General features: G+C 48.6%; 20 protein-coding genes and 1 other annotated feature. Of the genes, 17 read left to right on the top strand and 3 right to left on the bottom strand.

Annotation, left to right across the window (positions count from 1 at the left end):
* Positions 1–111 precede the first annotated feature (111 nt).
* From ACFSUC_RS14865 to ACFSUC_RS14915, 11 genes are all read left to right on the top strand, one after another.
* Positions 112–789, top strand: coding sequence for a DUF2953 domain-containing protein (locus ACFSUC_RS14865; protein WP_379930408.1), 678 nt, complete (start codon positions 112–114; stop codon positions 787–789).
* A 107-nt stretch (positions 790–896) separates the two neighbouring features.
* A complete protein-coding gene (ytfJ, locus tag ACFSUC_RS14870; protein ID WP_379930409.1) occupies positions 897–1,346 on the top strand; it encodes a GerW family sporulation protein in 450 nt (149 codons plus the stop codon).
* A gap of 148 nt (positions 1,347–1,494) precedes the next feature.
* Positions 1,495–2,652, top strand: coding sequence for a D-alanyl-D-alanine carboxypeptidase family protein (locus ACFSUC_RS14875; protein WP_379930410.1), 1,158 nt, complete (start codon positions 1,495–1,497; stop codon positions 2,650–2,652).
* 23 nt (positions 2,653–2,675) lie between these two features.
* Positions 2,676–3,257: a nucleoside recognition domain-containing protein gene (locus ACFSUC_RS14880; RefSeq protein ID WP_379930411.1), complete on the top strand. Its 582-nt coding sequence runs from the start codon at positions 2,676–2,678 to the stop codon at positions 3,255–3,257.
* A gap of 21 nt (positions 3,258–3,278) precedes the next feature.
* The gene (locus tag ACFSUC_RS14885; protein WP_379930412.1) at positions 3,279–3,812 is read left to right on the top strand and encodes a spore maturation protein; all 534 of its coding nucleotides are present in this window, start codon (positions 3,279–3,281) and stop codon (positions 3,810–3,812) included.
* 100 nt (positions 3,813–3,912) lie between these two features.
* Positions 3,913–4,683 (top strand): pseudouridine synthase, encoded by a 771-nt coding sequence (locus ACFSUC_RS14890; RefSeq protein ID WP_379930413.1) that lies wholly within the window; start codon positions 3,913–3,915, stop codon positions 4,681–4,683.
* Positions 4,684–4,740: 57 nt separating this feature from the next.
* Positions 4,741–5,274 carry a thiol-disulfide oxidoreductase ResA gene (resA, locus tag ACFSUC_RS14895; RefSeq protein WP_379930414.1) on the top strand — a complete coding sequence of 178 codons (534 nt, stop codon included), beginning with the start codon at positions 4,741–4,743 and terminating at the stop codon, positions 5,272–5,274.
* Positions 5,275–5,357: 83 nt separating this feature from the next.
* The gene (gene resB, locus ACFSUC_RS14900) at positions 5,358–7,208 is read left to right on the top strand and encodes a cytochrome c biogenesis protein ResB (protein WP_379930415.1); all 1,851 of its coding nucleotides are present in this window, start codon (positions 5,358–5,360) and stop codon (positions 7,206–7,208) included.
* Complete coding sequence (gene ccsA, locus ACFSUC_RS14905) at positions 7,205–8,461, top strand: cytochrome c biogenesis protein CcsA (protein ID WP_379930417.1); 1,257 nt, start codon at positions 7,205–7,207, stop codon at positions 8,459–8,461. The genes resB and ccsA overlap by 4 nt, the downstream gene beginning before the upstream one ends.
* Positions 8,462–8,508: 47 nt before the next feature.
* Positions 8,509–9,222 (top strand): response regulator transcription factor, encoded by a 714-nt coding sequence (locus tag ACFSUC_RS14910; protein WP_379930418.1) that lies wholly within the window; start codon positions 8,509–8,511, stop codon positions 9,220–9,222.
* Entirely contained in the window at positions 9,219–10,733 is a 1,515-nt protein-coding gene (locus tag ACFSUC_RS14915; RefSeq protein WP_379930419.1) for an ATP-binding protein, read from the top strand. The genes ACFSUC_RS14910 and ACFSUC_RS14915 overlap by 4 nt, the downstream gene beginning before the upstream one ends.
* Positions 10,734–10,861: 128 nt before the next feature.
* On the opposite strand, the gene serA is transcribed toward ACFSUC_RS14915, so the two are convergent.
* Entirely contained in the window at positions 10,862–12,448 is a 1,587-nt protein-coding gene (serA, locus tag ACFSUC_RS14920; RefSeq protein WP_379930420.1) for a phosphoglycerate dehydrogenase, read from the bottom strand.
* 62 nt (positions 12,449–12,510) lie between these two features.
* Positions 12,511–12,759: a binding site (T-box leader), on the bottom strand.
* A gap of 244 nt (positions 12,760–13,003) precedes the next feature.
* Positions 13,004–13,927, bottom strand: coding sequence for a hypothetical protein (locus ACFSUC_RS14925; protein WP_379930421.1), 924 nt, complete (start codon positions 13,925–13,927; stop codon positions 13,004–13,006).
* Between the two features lie 69 nt (positions 13,928–13,996).
* Here ACFSUC_RS14925 and ACFSUC_RS14930 point away from each other — a divergent pair, with 69 nt between their 5' ends.
* The gene (locus tag ACFSUC_RS14930) at positions 13,997–14,599 is read left to right on the top strand and encodes a CPBP family intramembrane glutamic endopeptidase (RefSeq protein WP_379930422.1); all 603 of its coding nucleotides are present in this window, start codon (positions 13,997–13,999) and stop codon (positions 14,597–14,599) included.
* Positions 14,592–14,786, top strand: coding sequence for a hypothetical protein (locus tag ACFSUC_RS14935; RefSeq protein ID WP_379930423.1), 195 nt, complete (start codon positions 14,592–14,594; stop codon positions 14,784–14,786). Before ACFSUC_RS14930 ends, ACFSUC_RS14935 begins: the two co-directional genes overlap by 8 nt.
* 161 nt (positions 14,787–14,947) lie before the next feature.
* Here ACFSUC_RS14935 and ACFSUC_RS14940 read toward each other — a convergent pair whose 3' ends face one another.
* Entirely contained in the window at positions 14,948–15,877 is a 930-nt protein-coding gene (locus tag ACFSUC_RS14940) for a polysaccharide deacetylase family protein (RefSeq protein ID WP_379930424.1), read from the bottom strand.
* Between the two features lie 188 nt (positions 15,878–16,065).
* Here ACFSUC_RS14940 and ACFSUC_RS14945 point away from each other — a divergent pair, with 188 nt between their 5' ends.
* The 4 genes from ACFSUC_RS14945 (at position 16,066) to ACFSUC_RS14960 (ending at position 18,201) form a co-directional block, all read left to right on the top strand.
* On the top strand, positions 16,066–16,386 hold the full coding sequence (locus ACFSUC_RS14945; protein WP_379930425.1) for a hypothetical protein: 321 nt from the start codon (positions 16,066–16,068) through the stop codon (positions 16,384–16,386).
* 223 nt (positions 16,387–16,609) lie between these two features.
* Positions 16,610–17,206, top strand: coding sequence for a genetic competence negative regulator (locus tag ACFSUC_RS14950; protein ID WP_379930426.1), 597 nt, complete (start codon positions 16,610–16,612; stop codon positions 17,204–17,206).
* 74 nt (positions 17,207–17,280) lie between these two features.
* A complete protein-coding gene (gene prsW / locus ACFSUC_RS14955) occupies positions 17,281–17,988 on the top strand; it encodes a glutamic-type intramembrane protease PrsW (protein WP_379930427.1) in 708 nt (235 codons plus the stop codon).
* 57 nt (positions 17,989–18,045) lie between these two features.
* A complete protein-coding gene (locus ACFSUC_RS14960) occupies positions 18,046–18,201 on the top strand; it encodes a hypothetical protein (protein ID WP_379930429.1) in 156 nt (51 codons plus the stop codon).
* The last annotated feature ends 35 nt before the right edge of the window (positions 18,202–18,236 follow it).

The following is an 18,236-nucleotide window of genomic DNA, read 5'->3' on the forward strand; positions in this document are numbered from 1 at the left end:
TTTGTTTTCTGATTCTGAATAGAAGATCTTAATCGGTTGGTTCTGGCAAGGACATACGACAGTCTTGACCTGTAAAAAGAGTCCTGCAAGGGAAGAAGGAGATGGGCAGTTTTGGTCTGGCTTTGGATAGGAGGCATACTGGCTGTAATTGGGTGCATCGTCTTGTTGCTGCCGATTCATATTGAATTGGAATACAAGCGTGTTCAAGCCAATGACCGCCTCACTGCAAGATTAAAAGCGGTCGGAGGTCTCGTTCGGTACAACTATGAGATGCCAGTCATCCAGGCAGAGGGTTTATCCGCGATCAGGGTAGAGACCAAAACGTCTTCGCGAAAAAAGACGGTGAAGGAAAATGACACCGAAGTGACGCCCCGCAGTATTCAGCATTTCATTCAAAAGACAAAGGTGCTTGTGGAGCATGCGGTCGGATTGTTGAAATGGGTCAATCAGACGTTGTGGAAAGTACATTGCTACCGATTTCGCTGGCGGACCGAGATTGGAGTGGGAGATGCACCTCAAACGGCAGTCTGCACCGGCATGATTTGGGCGTTGAAAAGCTGGCTGCTCGGTCTGTTTTGCAGTCATGTCCGCATGCATGTCTACCCTCAGCTGCATGTGGAGCCTGTGTATGCTCACAAGAACCTGCAAATGCATGTAGATGTCTATGTGCGTATCCGTACGCTTCATGCTGTACTCGCAGCGTTGAAGCTGCTCAAGCGAATCATCAAAACTCGCAAGGGTCTGAAAGCCTGGCGAACGGTTATTTCAGAGAGAATGCAGTCTATGTAAGTCATATCGGTATGAAATACGGGGCATACTATTAGCTGAATCGCACATCAAACTCGATGCAGGAAAACGGATAATCAGCAAAGCCACTGACTGAAGGAGGAGCTCGAATGAATGATCATCCCATACAAGGCTTGATGCAAACAGCCATGGAAAACATTAAAGCGATGGTCGATGTGAACACGATCGTAGGAGATGCTGTGGAAACCCCTGATGGCAGCGTGATTCTGCCTATCTCAAAGGTTGGATTCGGATTCGCAGCCGGTGGAAGCGACTTCGTGCTGGATACGGACAGCAACAACTCGTCTTCGGGTGAAGACAGCGCTTCATCGTCACGAAGGCATCCGTTTGGCGGCGGAAGCGGCGGTGGCGTCTCCATTACACCGATTGCGTTTCTCGTGGTAGGCAAAGAAGGGGTTCGGGTCGTACCGCTTGATAATCAGACGCACATTCTGGAGAAAATCATTGATTCAGCTCCGGGGGTCATCGAGAAGCTGCAATCTGTGATGAAGAAAAATAAGCACGACACAGACAAGCAGGAGCACAATTATATTGTGTAGCCGTCAGGCACCAGCAGGAAACTGCACCTTTCTCGCCAGTAAACAGGCGGGAAGGTGCAGTTTTTATTTTGTGCTTCTTCATAACCGGACTGGAAAAGCATATACATGTACCATGATATAAGACAGGTTGTATGGAGGAGAAAATGGTATGAAAGCATCCCGAGTTTGGATTATGATCGTACTGCTATCGATGCTGTGGACCCTGACAGGAGGTACAGTGACAGCCAATCATCATCAGGTGGACACGAGTGCGCAATCAGCGGCCCTGATCGATGTAGAATCTGGCCGAGTTCTGTACAGTCATCAGGGAAATCAGCAAATGCGGATTGCAAGCCTGACCAAAATCATGACGGCCATCGTGGCGATTGAACACAGCGATTTATCTTCGAGGGTCAAGGTTAGCCGACAGGCTTATGGCAAAGAAGGTTCTTCCATCTATCTCAAGCTGGGAGAGGAAATGACACTGGAGCATATGCTGTACGGTCTGATGCTGCGCTCAGGAAATGATGCTGCGACGGCGATTGCCGAGCATGTGGGCGGATCTGTCGAAGGCTTTGCCTTGCTGATGAATCAGAAGGCCGAAGCGATTGGCATGACGCACAGCCAGTTTCGGAATCCGCATGGTCTGGATGAGGACGGTCATTATTCAACAGCGGTGGACATGGCGAAACTGAGCGCATATGCCTTGCGCAACGAGACCTTTCGTGAAATTGTCAAAACGACCGACAAGAAAGTGCCCAATCCGAATGAAAGCTGGGATTACACCTGGCGCAACAAAAACAAAATGCTTCATATGTTTGAGGGTGCGGACGGGGTGAAAACCGGATACACCAAAGCAGCGGGCAGATGTCTCGTCTCTTCCGCCACAAGGAAAGGACAGCAGCTGGCTGTCGTTACGCTCAATGATCCGAACGATTGGCATGATCATCGGCAACTGCTTGAATACGGATTTACCACATATCCGCTTCATGAGCTGGTCAAGTCAGGTCAAGGTATACCCGGACATACAGACTGGGTAGCGGGTCGTACGATTCGCTATCCGCTGCAAGACCAGGAAAAGCAGGAGGTACAGTTCCGCATTCAGACCACACACCCATCGAGTTTGGATGCCCGCCTGGGCTTGATGGGGACACTGGTATTCACGCTCGGGAATGAGACCATGGCCACGGTTCCCATTTATGAGGAAAATGATGTCCGTGTTAGAGAGAGTCATTCACCGACTGTCGCGGCTACAGCCGATGACAAGGGATTCCTTGCTTCCTTTTTGGCGACGCTGGAATGTGTGCTGACGGGGAAATCCTCTTGATCAGGTAAGGAGGGGGAATTGCGATGGTGAATGTAATCTGGCTGTTTTTTATCGTGGCGGGATTTGTCGTAGCTGCCTTTACAGGCCGAATGGATGAGGTAACCGCTGCGATCTTTGATGGCGCCAAAACGGGGGTGACGGTCTGTTTCGGGTTGATCAGCATCCTCGTCTTCTGGCTGGGGATGATGCGGTTGGCAGAAGATTCAGGGCTGCTGAAAGGGCTGACACGGCTCCTCAGGCCGCTCGTGAGCTGGCTGTTCCCGTCTGTTCCGAAAGATCATCCGGCTCTTGGCTATATCATGTCCAATATGAGCGCCAATTTACTCGGACTAGGCAACGCCGCGACCCCGATGGGCATCAAGGCAATGGAGGAATTGCAGAAGCTCAATCCGGACAAGAGTACGGCCTCCCCGGCCATGTGCACACTGCTAGCGATTAATACGTCAAGCATTACCCTTATTCCGACGACGATCATCGCTATTCGCATGAATTTTGGTTCTGTACAGCCTGCGGAAATCGTCGGGACGACCATTATGGCGACGATCTGTTCGACCTTGGCAGCCATCTGGCTGGATCGTCTGTTGCAGAGAAAACAGAATGTATAGCGGGAAGGGAGAGGAGTTGCGTTGTATGCCTTCATTAATACCATATCGATCTGGGCAATACCGGTCATCGTAGCACTCATCCCGTTGTATGCTTTCTATCGCAAGATTCCCGTATATGAATCTTTCGTGGACGGGGCAAAAGGCGGCTTTGACACGGCAATAAAGATTGTCCCTCATCTCGTGGGGATGATGGTCGCCATCAGTGTGTTTCGGGCCTCAGGAGCGATGGATGTATTGCTCGCAGGGGTACGCCCGGTGATGGAAGGACTGGGCATTCCGAGCGAAGTATTGCCGCTGTCGATCCTTCGTTCGATTACAGGCGCTGGCTCGCTTGCTTTTGCTACCGATCTGATGAAAGAGCATGGACCGGATTCGCTGATCGGACAAATTGCGTCCACGATTCAGGGGAGCTCAGATACGACGTTGTATGTGTTGACTGTCTATTTTGGTGCAGTGGGAATACGCAAAAGTCGCTATGCGCTCAAAGTTGGCTTGTTCGCTGATTTTATCGGATTTGCCGCATCGGTTTTACTATGTTTACTCGTATTTGGATAGGATAAGGAGAAGGAACCATTAGAGATTTTGCGCTAATGGTTTTTTTCATGTTGTGATTTGTCGTCACAATCGCTATGATAAGGTTTGAGGTGAAACATAAATGGAACGATTACAGAAAGTGTTGGCACATGCGGGCGTAGCCTCGCGAAGAAAATGCGAAGAATTGATTACCGCCGGCAAGGTGGAAGTGAATGAAGAAGTGGTTACAGAGCTGGGTGTGAAAGTAGACCCGGACGTGGATGAGATAAAGGTAAACGGTCGCCCGATCCGCAAAGAAGAAAAGGTATACATTTTGCTGAACAAACCGAAAGCCGTCATCAGCAGTGTCACAGACCCGGCAGGCAGACAGGTTGTAACCGATTATTTGAAAGGGATCAAGCAGCGGGTCTATCCGGTGGGTCGCCTGGACTATGACACGGAAGGACTGCTCCTACTGACAAATGATGGAGAATTTGCAAACATGCTGCTTCATCCGAAGCATGGCATCGACAAAACGTACCATGCCACGGTGAAGGGAATTCCGCATGGCAATGTATTGGACAAATTGCGCAAGGGGATCAAGCTGGAGGACGGAATGACAGCTCCTGCGGAAGTCGAGTATTACGATGTCAATCCGGAGATGAACAAATCTGTGATATCCGTCACCATTCATGAAGGCCGGAATCGTCAGGTGCGGAGAATGTTCGATGCGATCCACTATCCGCTTTCCAAGCTGAAAAGAGTCAAGTTTGGCTTTTTGACTTTGCAGGGAGTGCGGCGTGGAAAGTTTCGATATTTGACAAAATCAGAGGTCAAGGAAATGAAGGATCTGGCGCTCAGGTCACATAATATTCAAAAAGAAACACCGAACGAAGAGGGAAGTTCGTTATAATAGGAGTTGATGCACATAGCATCTGATTTTATTCTTCTGTTATAGGTGGTTAGCGAAATGAAAAATAAAAAAACGATGCAAATCGTCATTCTGGCCCTGTTTGTCATCGTGGGCGGCTATACGATCACAAGTGGATTATTTAAGGAGAGCAATCCGCTCCCGCAGGAAGGGAAGGAAGTGCCGGCCTTTGAATTAACCGATCTGGAAGGAAACCAGGTCTCCTTGAGCATGTTCGAGGGACAGCCTGTCATCATTAACTTTTGGGGCACCTTCTGTGAGCCTTGTGTGCGGGAAATGCCGTTAATTGAAGACTATTATCAAACCTATCAGGAAGACGGACTCGTTGTACTCGGAGTCAATCTGGCTGAGCCCAAGTTGCGCGTACAGACATTCATTGAGGATATGGGTGTCTCTTTTCCTATATTAATGGACCCGGGCAGCAAGACAAGAAAAGATTACGGGGTTTCTTCTTTCCCGACCACGTTTTTTGTCAATGAGCAGGGAGAACTCGCCAGTGAAGTCATCGGTGAAATGACGGAATCAACCATGCGCATACACTTGTCCAAAATCATGTCACAGCCCTTGAAATAAGCTCATTCCAATTGCTTGCCTGTTAAATGGGAGAGTCGCAAGCGGATAGAAAGTCAACAGGGCAGAAGGGGGGACAGGCTGAAATGATGGAAAATACGAAATGTGAATGCGGGCATCAGAACCCCGTTGGGACCCTGCTGTGTGAGTCATGCGGCAAGCCGCTGCAGGAAATGGATGAGCAGGAATTGCTGGAAATGCGTTATGACGGAATGGCGCGACGGTCCCAGCGTGCCAATAAATCGTGGATCGACCACATATGGAGTTTCTTCTCTTCCGTAAAAATAGCCGTATACCTGATCGTGATTACATTGATTGTGGCTTCGCTAGGTACGATCTATCCACAGCAAAGCACTTTTATCGGACGGGTAGACTTTGCAAAGTGGTATGCAGACAATTACGGCTGGACCGGCAAACTTTACTACTATCTGGGCTTGTCAACGGTCTATGAGTCTTGGTGGTTCAAGGCGCTGCTAGTGATGATCGGCACCTCGCTGGTCGTTTGCAGTCTGGACCGGGTGTTGCCTTTGTACCGGGCGCTAAGCAAGCAAAAGCTACGCAAGCATCCGCAATTCCTGATGCGGCAAAAAGTAGCTTTCAAGGGAATGGTTCCACAGTCTGGCGCCAATCATGCCGTTCAATCAGAACTAACTGCTCTTTCGGACCAAACCGGTCATTCGGATCAAGCCAGTTTTTCGGATCAAACGGATCAAGCTGCTCATGCGAACGATATACAGGATCAAACGAATCTTACCGAAGGTGCTGTTTCAGCGTCATCCCAAACCGCAGAGTTGCAGCAGACGCAGCAGACAGAGGGAGACTGGATGGCGCAAATGCAAGCTGCGCTCAAGAAGAAGCGTTATCGGGTACATGTAGAGGATGGCGCACTGCTGGCCGAGAAAGGGCGGTTCAGTCGCTGGGGACCTTATATCAATCATATTGGTCTTATCTTGTTCTTGCTGGCCGTTTTGGCCAGAGGCATTCCTGGCTGGCATCTGGATGAGCATATCTGGGTACTGGAACAGGACATAGTGAAGCTGGAGAATACCCCGTACTACGTGAAGAATGAAAAGTTTACGCTCGATTTCTATGATGAGGACGAAATCCCAGAAGCCATCCAGGATCAGGGCAAAACAATTGCCAAAACGTATCGTCTTGACGCCGTGCTGTACGAATGCACCGACAACTGCGACAGTCAGGAACCGGTATTGGAACAAGTACATGCACATGATATAGAAGTGAACTACCCGCTGAAATACAAGGATTTGTGGATTTATCTCGTGGATTACGAGCCGACCCGTCAACTGCTGTCCATGAACCTGACGCTCAAGAAATCGGCGGAGGAGAACGTGCTGGGACAGTTTGAACTGGATATGAGAGATCCGCAAAAAGAATATCAGATTGATGCGTATACGGTCATGATTGAGGATTATTACCCGGAACTGATTATGAGAGAAGGGGCACCAGCCACGAATTCCAGGGACCCGATCAATCCGGCCTTTATCATGCAGGTCACCGGTCCGGATATAGCTCCGCAAGGAGAGCGTTACTTGTTCATCCCGATGATGGGGGTTATGACGCTGATTGGGGAGGATGGATTTGACCTGACGGCGCAGCAGCAGGGAGAAATGGAATTCACGATCCAGTCTGAGGACGATGTGGTCATGTCAGAATTCCGTTCCTTCCTGAATATTCGCAAGGATGTCGCCATTATGTATATCTGGATTGGTGGTGCGATCAGCATGATTGGTCTTATCATGGGCTTTTACTGGCAGCATCGCAGAATCTGGCTGAGAGTGGACAAGGGACAGATTCAACTCGGTGCGCATACAAATAAAAACTGGTTCGCACTGCGCAAAGAACTGGCTGACACATTGAAACGTACGGGGATCGAGGTAGACCCTCGATCGCTATCGAATGAGGTGAAATCGAAATGAATGCACTGGAACTAAGTAATGGAGCGCTGGTTGCTTCCATGCTGCTCTATATCTCCTCCTTTTTCCTGTTTGTGTTTGCAGCGCTCGGCAAGTCATTCCGGAGCGATCATCCAGCACGCAGACAGCGCAAATGGAGCAAAATCGCCCTGACAGTAGGGATTATCGGATTCGTCGCCCAGCTGACCTATTTTATTGCCCGCTGGATCTACATTTCCCATACGCCGCTGTCCAATTTATTTGAATATATGACGTTTCTGTCGATGATGATTGTGGCTTCCTTTTTCGTCATTTATGCCCTGTACCGCACACCGCTTACCGGGGTGATCATGATGCCGCTTGCCATCATCATCCTGGGCTATGCCGCTGTTTTCCCTTGGGACCCTTCACCGCTTGAACCAGCACTTGATGGTGGGGACAAGCTGTGGCTGCTCCGTATTCACGTGTCGCTGGCAGCCGCGGGCGAAGCATTTTTCGCGATTGGTTTTGCAGGCGGACTCATGTATTTGCTACGAACAATTAACTACGCATCTACGGAGAAGAAGGACAAAAATCAGAAGCGATTGATGGAATTTACGCTATTCTCGCTGCTGGTCCTTATTGGCTTTATTGTGAGCAACTTGCTGTTCTCCATGACGGGATATGAAGCCGTATTCAAAAAGCAGGAGATGAGCGGAGAGCAAGTGCTGGAACAGCAGGTACGCTATACGCTGCCTCCGATTTCTGCGCCAAGTGATGCCGAACTGGATAAAATGGATTCGTTTCTCGGTATGACGGAACCGCTCTTCGAAGCCCCAAGCTGGATGAAAGGCATTAACGCAGGTCGGAAACTGAACACAGTGATCTGGTCAGTCTTGTTCGGACTGCTGTTGTACGGGCTGGCCCGATTGATTGTTCGCAAGCCGCTCGGCGCAGTCATTCAACCGATTCTAAAGGAACTGGACCCGGATGACCTGGATGAAATCAGCTATCGGGCGATTGCCCTCGGCTTCCCGATCTTTACGCTCGGCGCCCTTATTTTTGCCATGATCTGGGCGCATATCGCCTGGGGCCGATTCTGGAACTTTGATCCCAAGGAAACCTGGGCGCTTGTAACGTGGCTCTTCTACAGTGCCTATCTGCATTTCCGGTTGTCCAGAGGCTGGCAGGGTACGAAGTCATCCTGGCTTGCTGTACTCGGATTTGTAATCGTCTTTTTCACACTGGTAGGCGTCAATCTGCTATTGGCCGGATTGCATTCCTATGCGGGTGTATAATCATGATATAATGATCGAAAATGGATGACGGAAGGAAGGATGCTGGAATGTCTGACAATTTTACTATCCTTGTGGTGGATGATGAAGAACGGATTCGCAGATTGCTGCGTATGTATTTGGAGAAAGAAGGATTTATGATTGATGAAGCCGAAGACGGAGAGACCGCACTTCGCAAAGGGATGGAACGGGATTACGGTCTAGTCATCCTGGATGTGATGCTGCCGGGTATCGATGGAATCGAAGTATGCATGAAGCTTCGTCAGGAGAAAGCCACTCCAATTATTATGCTGACGGCCAAGGGAGAGGAAGTCAACCGCGTTCAGGGTTTTGAAGTGGGGGCAGATGATTATGTGGTCAAGCCCTTCAGCCCGAGAGAGGTGATTTATCGTGTGAAAGCGATACTCCGCCGTTCTTCTGCAACCGCCTATCTGTCCAAGGAAGGACGTTCCAGCAACAATATCGTGTTCCCTCATCTGGTGATTGAGCATGACGCCCACCGTGTGACAGCAGGAGGTGTGGACATCAGCTTGACACCGAAGGAGTATGAGCTGCTTCACTATTTGGCGATCTCGCCGGATAAGGTCTTCTCCCGGGAAGAACTGCTGAAGGATGTATGGAACTATGAGTTTTTCGGAGACCTGAGAACGGTCGATACACATGTGAAGCGTCTAAGAGAGAAATTGAACCGAGTCTCGCCGGATGCCGCAGCCATGATCACGACCGTCTGGGGTGTCGGCTACAAGCTTGAGGTACCGAAGTGAAGCTGTGGAAAAGCGTCGTCGGCAAGCTCTGGATGACCATCATCGTATTGGTGGCGGTCGTGCTGATGATTCTCGGTATTTTCCTGCTTGAATATATCGATATTACTTTCACCAATTCCGGTGACGTGAAGAAGCTGTTTATTTACATCTCCATTATGGGCTTCTTCATGACGACTTTCTTTGCATTCTTTCTGTCTACCAAGATTACGCAGCCTCTCATTGAACTAAAAAAAGCGGCTGACCAGATTACCGAAGGGAACTATCATACCCGGGTTCTGATTCGATCCTCGGATGAGATCGGGGAGCTGGCCAAAACCTTCAATCATATGACAGGACGTCTGGAAGAGACGATCAAGGATCTCCAGCATGAGAAGGAGCATCTAGGTTCCATCTTGCGCAGTATGTCCGATGCAGTAATTACGTTGCACGCAACCGGAAACGTTATGCTGGCTAATCCGCATGGCGAGAAACTGGTCCGGGAATGGAACGAGCTGTCTTGGGAAGATGACCGAACCGAGCATGTGCCGGAACCGCTGGAAGGCATTTTCAATGATGTGCTGAAGGAAAGCAAGGAGATGACGACCAAGATTCACGTCCGGCAAGACGTGTTTTCTGTCGTGATGACGCCATTGTATTCCAATAATATGATCCGTGGTGCCGTTGCCGTGCTGCGTGATGTGACGGAAGAAGTCAAGCTGGACAAGCTGAGAAAAGACTTTGTGGCCAATGTTTCGCATGAGCTGCGAACGCCGCTTGCGATGCTTCAGGGTTACAGCGAGGCTTTGCTGGATGATATTGCCGGCTCCTATGAGGAACGGCGTGAACTGGCGCAGGTCATCAATGACGAAACGATGAGAATGGGCAGACTTGTTCAGAATCTGCTTGATCTGGCCCGCATGGAAGCGGGTCATATGCAGATGAATTGCACGGAGGTAGATGTATCCTCTCTCGTACTGCGAACGATCCGCAAATTTACGGCAATGGCCAAGGAGGAAGGCATCACGATCCAGCAACAACTTTATTCCTCGCAAGCCTCGCCAGGTACGCAGGCCACGCCAGGCACGCAGGCCTCTCAGTCTTCTCAGTCTTCGCAGGAGCTGAAGCTCTCTTGTGCGGATGAGGACCGTCTGGAACAAGTTCTGACCAATCTCATTGACAATGCCATTCGGCACTCTCCTCGTGAAACAGGAGAAGAGGACCAGCGATTCATATTTGTTCGGGCCAATCCCTCGCTTATCAATGACGAGCAAGGCATCCTGATCGAAGTGGAGGACCAGGGAGAGGGGATTCCGAAGGAAGATCTGCCCTATGTGTTCGAGCGGTTCTACAAGGCAGACAAGGCCCGTACCAGAGAAGGCAATGTTGGAACAGGGCTGGGACTTTCGATCGTGAAAAATATTGTCGAAGCCCACGAGGGTACAATTCAGGTGCACAGCACATTAGGTAAAGGAACGACATTTTCCTTTATGATTCCACTCGTTTCTTCGAAACGTGAAAAGGCGAAAACCTAGGTTTTCGCCTTTTTTGATGAATACGCCAACAAAATCTTGTTCTACGTGAAACATCCTCCAGCACCGGTCACCGGAACTGGAGGATGTTTGATCATCATGATGAAGTTTATCGCATCTAAGCGTATGAATTAAAGCGTAATGCTCTGTACAGATACCATTTCAGGCAATTGGCAGAGCTCTTCGATAATTTCATCCGAGATCGGCTTATCGATGCTCAGTGCCATCAACGCAGCGCCACCGATAATTTTCCGACCAACCTGCATCGTGGCAATGTTGACGTCTTTGTCACCGAGGGACGTTCCGAGGCGACCGATCATGCCCGGCTTGTCATTATGGGAGACGAGAATAAGATTGCCTTCCGGCTCGATGTCTACCGGATATTGATCGATTTCTACGATGCGTACGCCATACCCGTTCAGCAACGTACCTGCGATCGTATGAGAGCCGCGATTCGTTTTCAGTGTCAGCGTAATGAGGTTTGTAAAGCCCTTGGTTGCGCTGGACTTTTGTCGAACAATTTCAACATCTCTGGATTTGGCAAGATGATTGGCATTAACCAAGTTGACATCTGATCCAAGATGGTGGCTGAGTACGCCTTTTAGAATATACCGAACGAGTGGAGCTGTATCTACGTCTGCCAGTTCGCCGGAGAAATTAATGTGGATTTCGTGTACAGCGCCTTCGCTGATTTGAACCAGGAAGCTGCCCATTTTTTCACCCAGTATGAAGTATGGCTGAAGACGGTTCAGCACGCTTGCAGGTACGGGAGGCATGTTCACCGCGTTTTTGAACGGTTCATTGCGCAGAATGTGCAAAATTTCTTCGGATACATCAATCGCGACATTTTCCTGAGCTTCAATTGTGGAAGCGCCCAAATGTGGCGTTACAACCACTTTCGGATGATTCAGGAAAGGATGATCTGCCTGTGGCGGTTCCACTTCAAATACATCAAAGGCTGCTCCGGCAACCGTGCCGTTCTCGATGGCTTCCATAAGTGCAGCTTCGTCAATAATACCTCCGCGCGCGCAGTTGATAATGCGAGCACCTTTTTTCATGATGTCAAACTGAGGTTTGGCAATCATATGCTTGGTTTCTTTGGTTAATGGGGTATGTACGGTAATGAAATCCGCTACCTGCACGATTTCATCGACGGTACCGATCCCTACGCCCAATTTCTCTGCGCGCTCTTCAGTTAGAAACGGATCGAAGCCGATCACTTCCATGCCAAATGCCTTGGCTCTCTTGGCAACCTCGCTACCAATGCGTCCCATTCCCATTACGCCGAGTGTTTTGTTGCGAAGCTCGACTCCGAGGAAGGACTTGCGGTCCCATTCGCCGCCGACTGTTTTCTTGTAAGCTTGCGGAATGTTGCGCGACAAGGCCATCATCATCGCAAAGGTATGTTCACAGGTAGAGATGGTATTTCCGTCTGGCGCATTGATAACCACGATCCCTTTTTGGGTAGCGGCTTCGAGATTGATGTTGTCTACACCGACACCAGCACGTCCAATCGCTTTTAGGCGCGTACCCGCTTCCATGATGCGAGGTGTTACCTTGGTCTGGCTGCGTACAAGCAGTGCATCATACTCCCCGATGATGGCGACGAGCTCATCCTCGGACAATCCGGTTTTCTTGTCTACTTGGACATCCGTGGCATCATGCAGTTTTTGAATCCCCTGATCGCTGATCGGATCAGAAATAAGAATCTTGAACATAAATGATTTCCTCCCTCATTTTTTCTATGAAAAAACTCTCAATCCCCATACGTCTAGCGCATGTTAGGGACGAGAGTATTCCTATCGTGGTGCCACCCTATTTCGCATGATCAAACTGATCATGCCTTTATGGTCGAAGACCAAATGATAACGGTTTTAAACCGTTTGCGCTTACTGCGGCAGACGCAATCATCTGTCGATCATTCAGCACAAAAACTCCGGAGTGCTCCGCATCATTGAAACACCGGTTCTCACCAGCCACCGGCTCTCTGGGAATCAATGGTCATGCTTGGCTCCATCTGCGTTGATATGGCGTATTTCGTTGGATTGATAAGAATGTACCATGCATGGACAAAAACTGTCAACACGTACATCCAGCGGTTTGTTTAGTGTCACATTTTGTTCAAAAAACGAACAAAAACGAGGATAAACTTAACACCAACTATTTCACTAGGTTTTAGCGGTTTAAAGCAACTCTCTGTTCTTTATTGTAATGGGATACCCGAGAAATTGCAATCTTATTCTGAGGAGCAATATGCCGTCAGATCGATGCGTTCAATATGCGGCCAGATAGAAAGGAAGCTGAGGAAGGCGTTCCTGTCCGTAAAACTTGGATTTCATCCGAATAAAGTCCCCTTGTCTGACCCCATCGGTATGCACAACCGTCTGATAGGCTTCAAAGGTGTCCGCCCATTTCAGCGTTTCTGCGCCCCGTTTTTGCAGCAGTAAATCAATTTGTGCCGTAATGTCCTGAACGAAATAAGGGTTCCACTCGCTTGTTTCTTGGACTTGCGTTGCAATATACAAGTTTTTATAGTTGAGAGCAAGAGACTGCCATTCCTCGAAGGTTAGTTCTTTTTTGCTCATCAACTGAATATCCTTCACACGATATTCATACTGTTCATGCCATTTTGTGATAGCATGGTAATATTGCTGCTGGGCATCCAGCGCGTACCCGATCGATTGCTGCAAAACGGGATGATCAGTCAGGATAGAGGCGGTAAAAGCATCCGTTGGGCCCTGTTTGACCTCCTTGAAACCTGACTCAGCTTGTTTCAAGCTTCGCATCAGATTTTTTTGCGCGTCCACAAGCAAAGGGGAGGCTTTTGGAATGCTCGCATTCTGAATCTCCGTATAGGCAGACGCCGCCAGCTTGGTCAGTTCATTCAGGCTGTTCACATGGTCGCTCGATTCACGTTGATTAAATGATTCTATGTATGCATGCCATTTATTTTGAAATTCCCGATATGGTTGAAAAACGGTATGATAAAATGAAATCAGATGCTGCTGGTCATAGGAGATGTTGGATAATGTTTCCTCCGGCTCTCCCTGCAATTCGGATAAAATGAGTTCGTATTTTTCTTCTGTCTTCTCCTTTCCGATCTGGAAGCCGTAGAAGAAGGCCCCGATCGCGCAAATCAGCATAAAGATAAAGCCTAAAATAATGATGTAGTCGCTGAGTGTCAGTCTTTTTTCCATAAGTCCATCTCCTTTATCTCATATATATCGACAGGAATGGATTCATTTTTTACTTAGAGGATGAGAACGATGACAAAAAAATTCAAATTCCGATTTGAACCACTCGATATGAATCAGATTGATGATCGTCTGCTGCTGATCAATTTATATATCACGCAACTGTTCACCCTGTTGCTCGGTGCCCTGATCATGCTGTTTCAGGGTCGGAACGTATTTACGCTATTTGCCCCGGTATGGAACGTCAATGTGCTGATTTGGGGCGGAGCGGTTGCAGTCGGGGTGTTAATACTGGACCTCGTGATCTCTAATTGGGTGCCGGATGACGTTACCGACGACGGTGGCGTGAATGAGAAATTGTTCAAAGCGAGAGCTGTTTGGCACATCCTGGTCATCGCCCTGGTTGTGTCCATTTGCGAAGAAGTGCTATTCAGAGGGGCAATTCAGCATGCCTGGGGTCCTTACTGGACGAGTATACTGTTTGCAGCGATCCATTTTCGCTATCTGAAGCATTGGTTAATGACCGGAATGGTCTTTGGCATCAGCTACACCCTGGGATGGATCTATACCTATACGGGAACGCTGTGGACCCCGATTCTGGCTCACTTCATTATTGATTTCGTTCTCGGAATGGTGATTCGTTTTGGAAAGGGGCGTGAAGACGAGCATGCGTAAGGAACTCGATAAGGAGAAGGAATGGCAGCAAGAGAGGAACGCGTCGCAGGAAGAGTTGCCGCCGCGAAGTGTCAAACATCCTTCCCAAAAAGGAAAAAGAGTCCGCTTGTTCTATTTGCTGCTGCTGCTCATATTCGTCCTGCTGACCTTCTCGCTAATGCTGTGGGGCCAGCACCTAAGCACCTGACCCTATGTGAATCCGATTCATATGCGGATCAAACTATCTTTGCACAGGTTTGATTCACTCACGAAAAACCTCCACTCCCAATCCGGCATGTATCTTGGCAGGATCGCGAAATGGAGGATTTTGTTTGTATAAAGAAGTGATCGTTGTGTCAGGTTATGCCATCAGGCAGGATCAGGCTGCTCATATAGGGGATCAATGGCAAAAGGATCTACAAAGCTGTACCCTTCGGCCTTGATTTGCTGGAGCAGTTCATCCAGTGCTTCAACTGTCCATGGAAGCTCATGCATCAAAATGTTGCTTCCCGAACGCAGCTGTTCCATCACGTTCTGTATGACAGCAGGTGCAGTCTGATGATTGCGGTCCCAATCGAGAGAACCGTTAGACCAGTTCATGTATCCCATTTGTTCTTCCCTGACTTTTTGCAAAACGATCTCGTTTTTCGCGCCATGAGGGGCTCGGAAGAATTGAGGCGCTTCTCCCGTTACGTCCTTCACGATGGTCTGGACATCCTCAATCTGCTGGTAAATGGTCGCCTGGTCTTCCTTGGACAGATTAATATGATCCCAGGCATGATTGCCGATCGCGTGACCGGCTTCGTGCAGTTGTTTGAGCAGGTCGGGGTTTTGTTCAACACGGAAACCGTTAACGAAGAAAATGGCTTTGGCCTCATGTTTGTCCAGAGTTTCAAGCATGGAGGTGATCATTTCCTGTTCCTTCGGTCCATCATCAAAGGTGAGCAGCACTACTTTCCCGTCAGTCTGGTCATCCATCGGCTTGATGTCATAGATGCCATTGACATAATACATTTTCTTCACGGGTGCAGGCTCTACCACCTCATGGTCCGCTTCTGTATCCTTGTCTGGATCAGCATCTGCATCGTCGGACTGCGCGTCAGATGTTGGATCTGCCGGTTGTTCGTTGTCCGCTTGTTGGTCGTTGTTCACACTCGTATCCTCTGCGTTTTCTGTTGGCGTGGATTCGTTCGCAGGCAGGTCGGCTGGGTCTGCGGCATTCTGATTGGCGCAGCCTGCTGCCAGCAGCAGAGCGGTTAAGATAACGAATTGAAGCAAAAATCGGTTGGGCTTGGTCAATGTTGGTTCTCCTCTCCGGTTGCGTTCCTTATCGGAATCTTTTCTTATCACCATACTATTTAGACGAAAGGTCTGGTAATCCTGTTGCAGAGATGCAGCATCCAATCATTACCACCCTGAATCCGCGAATGAAACCGTGCTGGTCCGTGCACAATAGGGGTACATCCTTAATGAGGAGGGATTGTGTCATGCGTTTCAACAGTTTTCTGATGGGTGGCGTAGTAGGTGCTGCCGCTGCTGTCTATTTCTCGAGACGGAATATGGGTATGGGCAGTATGATGAAAAACATGGGCATGCCGAATTTGGCCGAATCCATGAAGAACGAGATTACGAAAGAACGCTCCACTTCAACACAAACGAATTCAACGTCTCACTCCGAGCATGCACAGCATGAGCAAAGCGGCGGAATCGACCAGGTTGCAGAGATTGCAGCACAGGACGCGGGTGTCATGTCGGAAGTAAACAAGATTCTCGATGAAAATGATCAAAGCTCTATCCAAACGCATTAAAACGCATTAAATTCCATTCCATCATGATCGTGATTCCTGCTGATTGCCAGCAGGAATTTTTTTGTGTGTTTTTGCCTGAAACCCCTTTATACAGATGGAACTTTACTAGTGCATTCTCTTTCATTTAGTGATAACATATGAATTAAGACTAGCTGTTGTACTCACCGAAAGATTCGTACTCACATAATTTAATATATCTGTTGCAGCAAGGGAGGATCCTTCTATGAAAATAGAGCGATTAAGTCAAGATAAAATAAGGATTTTCCTCACATTTGAAGACTTGTCGGAGAGAGGCATTCAGAAAGAGGACATGTGGAAGGAAATCCCGAAAGTACATGAGCTCTTTAGCGAAATGATGGATCAGGCCTATTCTGAGCTTGGTTTCGATGCAACCGGTACATTGGCCGTTGAAGTGTTTTCATTGCCGGCCCAGGGCATGGTTGTGATTGTAACACGCAGCAAGGGATACCATGCGGAGGATGACCTCGATGATGACGATGATCTGTATGAAGTAGAGGTTACCCTCGATCAAAGTGAGTGGGTGATCTTCGCTTTCAAGGATTTCGAAGATGTCATCGGAGCGGCCAAAAAAGTAGTCAATCATCTGCCTGAGTCAAACGGAGGCAGTTTATATGCATACAAGAATCATTACTTTTTGCAATTTGATCCGAAGGCATTTGAGGAAGGTCCATTAAAAACCATTATCGCAATGCTGTCTGAATTCGGCGATAGTTCCGCGGTCACACCAGCAGTTCTTAGTGAGTATGGAAAAACGGTCATGACCGAACACGCGATTCAGACACTGTGCGAGCATTTTTAGGCAGGTAAAGGAAAAGCACCGTGAGGTGCTTTTTCTGCATCCAGCTGAGTATGGAATAGAAGGGGGGTGTGTAATTGGCGATGTTTCCCATGCTGACAGCCGCGGCTGCGCCAGGCCTTGCGCTGCTTACTTATTTTTATCTCAAGGACAGATACGTATCGGAACCGCTGTCCATGGTCTTGAAATACTTCCTGTTTGGCGTTCTGCTCGTATTTCCGATCATGGTCATTCAGCGCGGGCTGTTGCTGGGGCTTGGTGATCAGGAACTGCTTTTTTCTTTTGTTACCTCTGCGGGAATTGAGCAGTTTGTGAAATGGTTTGTGTTGTTCTTCACATTTTATTCCCATCGACTGTTCGATGAGCCGTATGACGGCATTGTGTATGGGGTGTCCATTTCGCTTGGATTTGCGACGATGGAGAATATCATCTACGCGTGGGCTTATGATGCGAATTTCGGCATGCTGCTGTTCAGAGCGATTCTGCCTGTATCCGGACATGCCCTGTTCGGGGTCGTCATGGGCTATTACCTGGGAAAGGCCAGATTCTATCCACGGCAGGAGAAGCGTTTCCTCCTCTATTCACTCCTGCTTCCCATCCTCTGGCACGGGACATTTGACTGGATTATTCTTCGTTCCGAAAGTGAATGGTTCTGGTTCATTGTGCCATTCATGCTGACGCTGTGGCTATACAGCCTGAAGAAAGTAAGCATGGCCAATTCACACTCCCCTTTTCGGTCCGTCTTTATGGAAGAAGAGGTTGAAATTCCTTCGAAAAGCACATAATGTGAATGAACGGAAACGGAATGGGAATCAAAGGGAATGTGAGGAGGCACCTTGTCGATGTCCAATGCAAGAAGAAAGATTGCCATTTATTGCAGGCAATGCGGAGAACGGTTCATCCTGCGCGCTTCAGAGCAAAAAGGAAAGTGGAACAGTGGCTTCAAACGTTGCATTTGCAATAATGAAGATCAGTTTGATGTGGAAATACAATGTTGAATCGGCATCTCTTTCATCGAAATGCATAAAGCTCC

This window comes from Marinicrinis sediminis (genome assembly GCF_042685085.1).
GTDB lineage: Bacteria > Bacillota > Bacilli > Paenibacillales > KCTC-33676 > Marinicrinis > Marinicrinis sediminis.

Bases quoted from the DNA above. Each gene is read 5' to 3' on its own strand.
- ytfJ (WP_379930409.1), top strand. From the start codon at position 897: ATGAATGATCATCCCATACAAGGCTTGATGCAAACAGCCATGGAAAAC.
- ACFSUC_RS14875 (WP_379930410.1), top strand. From the start codon at position 1,495: ATGAAAGCATCCCGAGTTTGGATTATGATCGTACTGCTATCGATGCTG.
- ACFSUC_RS14880 (WP_379930411.1), top strand. From the start codon at position 2,676: ATGGTGAATGTAATCTGGCTGTTTTTTATCGTGGCGGGATTTGTCGTA.
- ACFSUC_RS14890 (WP_379930413.1), top strand. From the start codon at position 3,913: ATGGAACGATTACAGAAAGTGTTGGCACATGCGGGCGTAGCCTCGCGA.
- resA (WP_379930414.1), top strand. From the start codon at position 4,741: ATGAAAAATAAAAAAACGATGCAAATCGTCATTCTGGCCCTGTTTGTC.
- resB (WP_379930415.1), top strand. From the start codon at position 5,358: ATGATGGAAAATACGAAATGTGAATGCGGGCATCAGAACCCCGTTGGG.
- ccsA (WP_379930417.1), top strand. From the start codon at position 7,205: ATGAATGCACTGGAACTAAGTAATGGAGCGCTGGTTGCTTCCATGCTG.
- ACFSUC_RS14910 (WP_379930418.1), top strand. From the start codon at position 8,509: ATGTCTGACAATTTTACTATCCTTGTGGTGGATGATGAAGAACGGATT.
- serA (WP_379930420.1), bottom strand. From the start codon at position 12,448: ATGTTCAAGATTCTTATTTCTGATCCGATCAGCGATCAGGGGATTCAA.
- ACFSUC_RS14925 (WP_379930421.1), bottom strand. From the start codon at position 13,927: ATGGAAAAAAGACTGACACTCAGCGACTACATCATTATTTTAGGCTTT.
- ACFSUC_RS14930 (WP_379930422.1), top strand. From the start codon at position 13,997: ATGACAAAAAAATTCAAATTCCGATTTGAACCACTCGATATGAATCAG.
- ACFSUC_RS14935 (WP_379930423.1), top strand. From the start codon at position 14,592: ATGCGTAAGGAACTCGATAAGGAGAAGGAATGGCAGCAAGAGAGGAAC.
- ACFSUC_RS14945 (WP_379930425.1), top strand. From the start codon at position 16,066: ATGCGTTTCAACAGTTTTCTGATGGGTGGCGTAGTAGGTGCTGCCGCT.
- ACFSUC_RS14950 (WP_379930426.1), top strand. From the start codon at position 16,610: ATGAAAATAGAGCGATTAAGTCAAGATAAAATAAGGATTTTCCTCACA.
- ACFSUC_RS14960 (WP_379930429.1), top strand. From the start codon at position 18,046: ATGTCCAATGCAAGAAGAAAGATTGCCATTTATTGCAGGCAATGCGGA.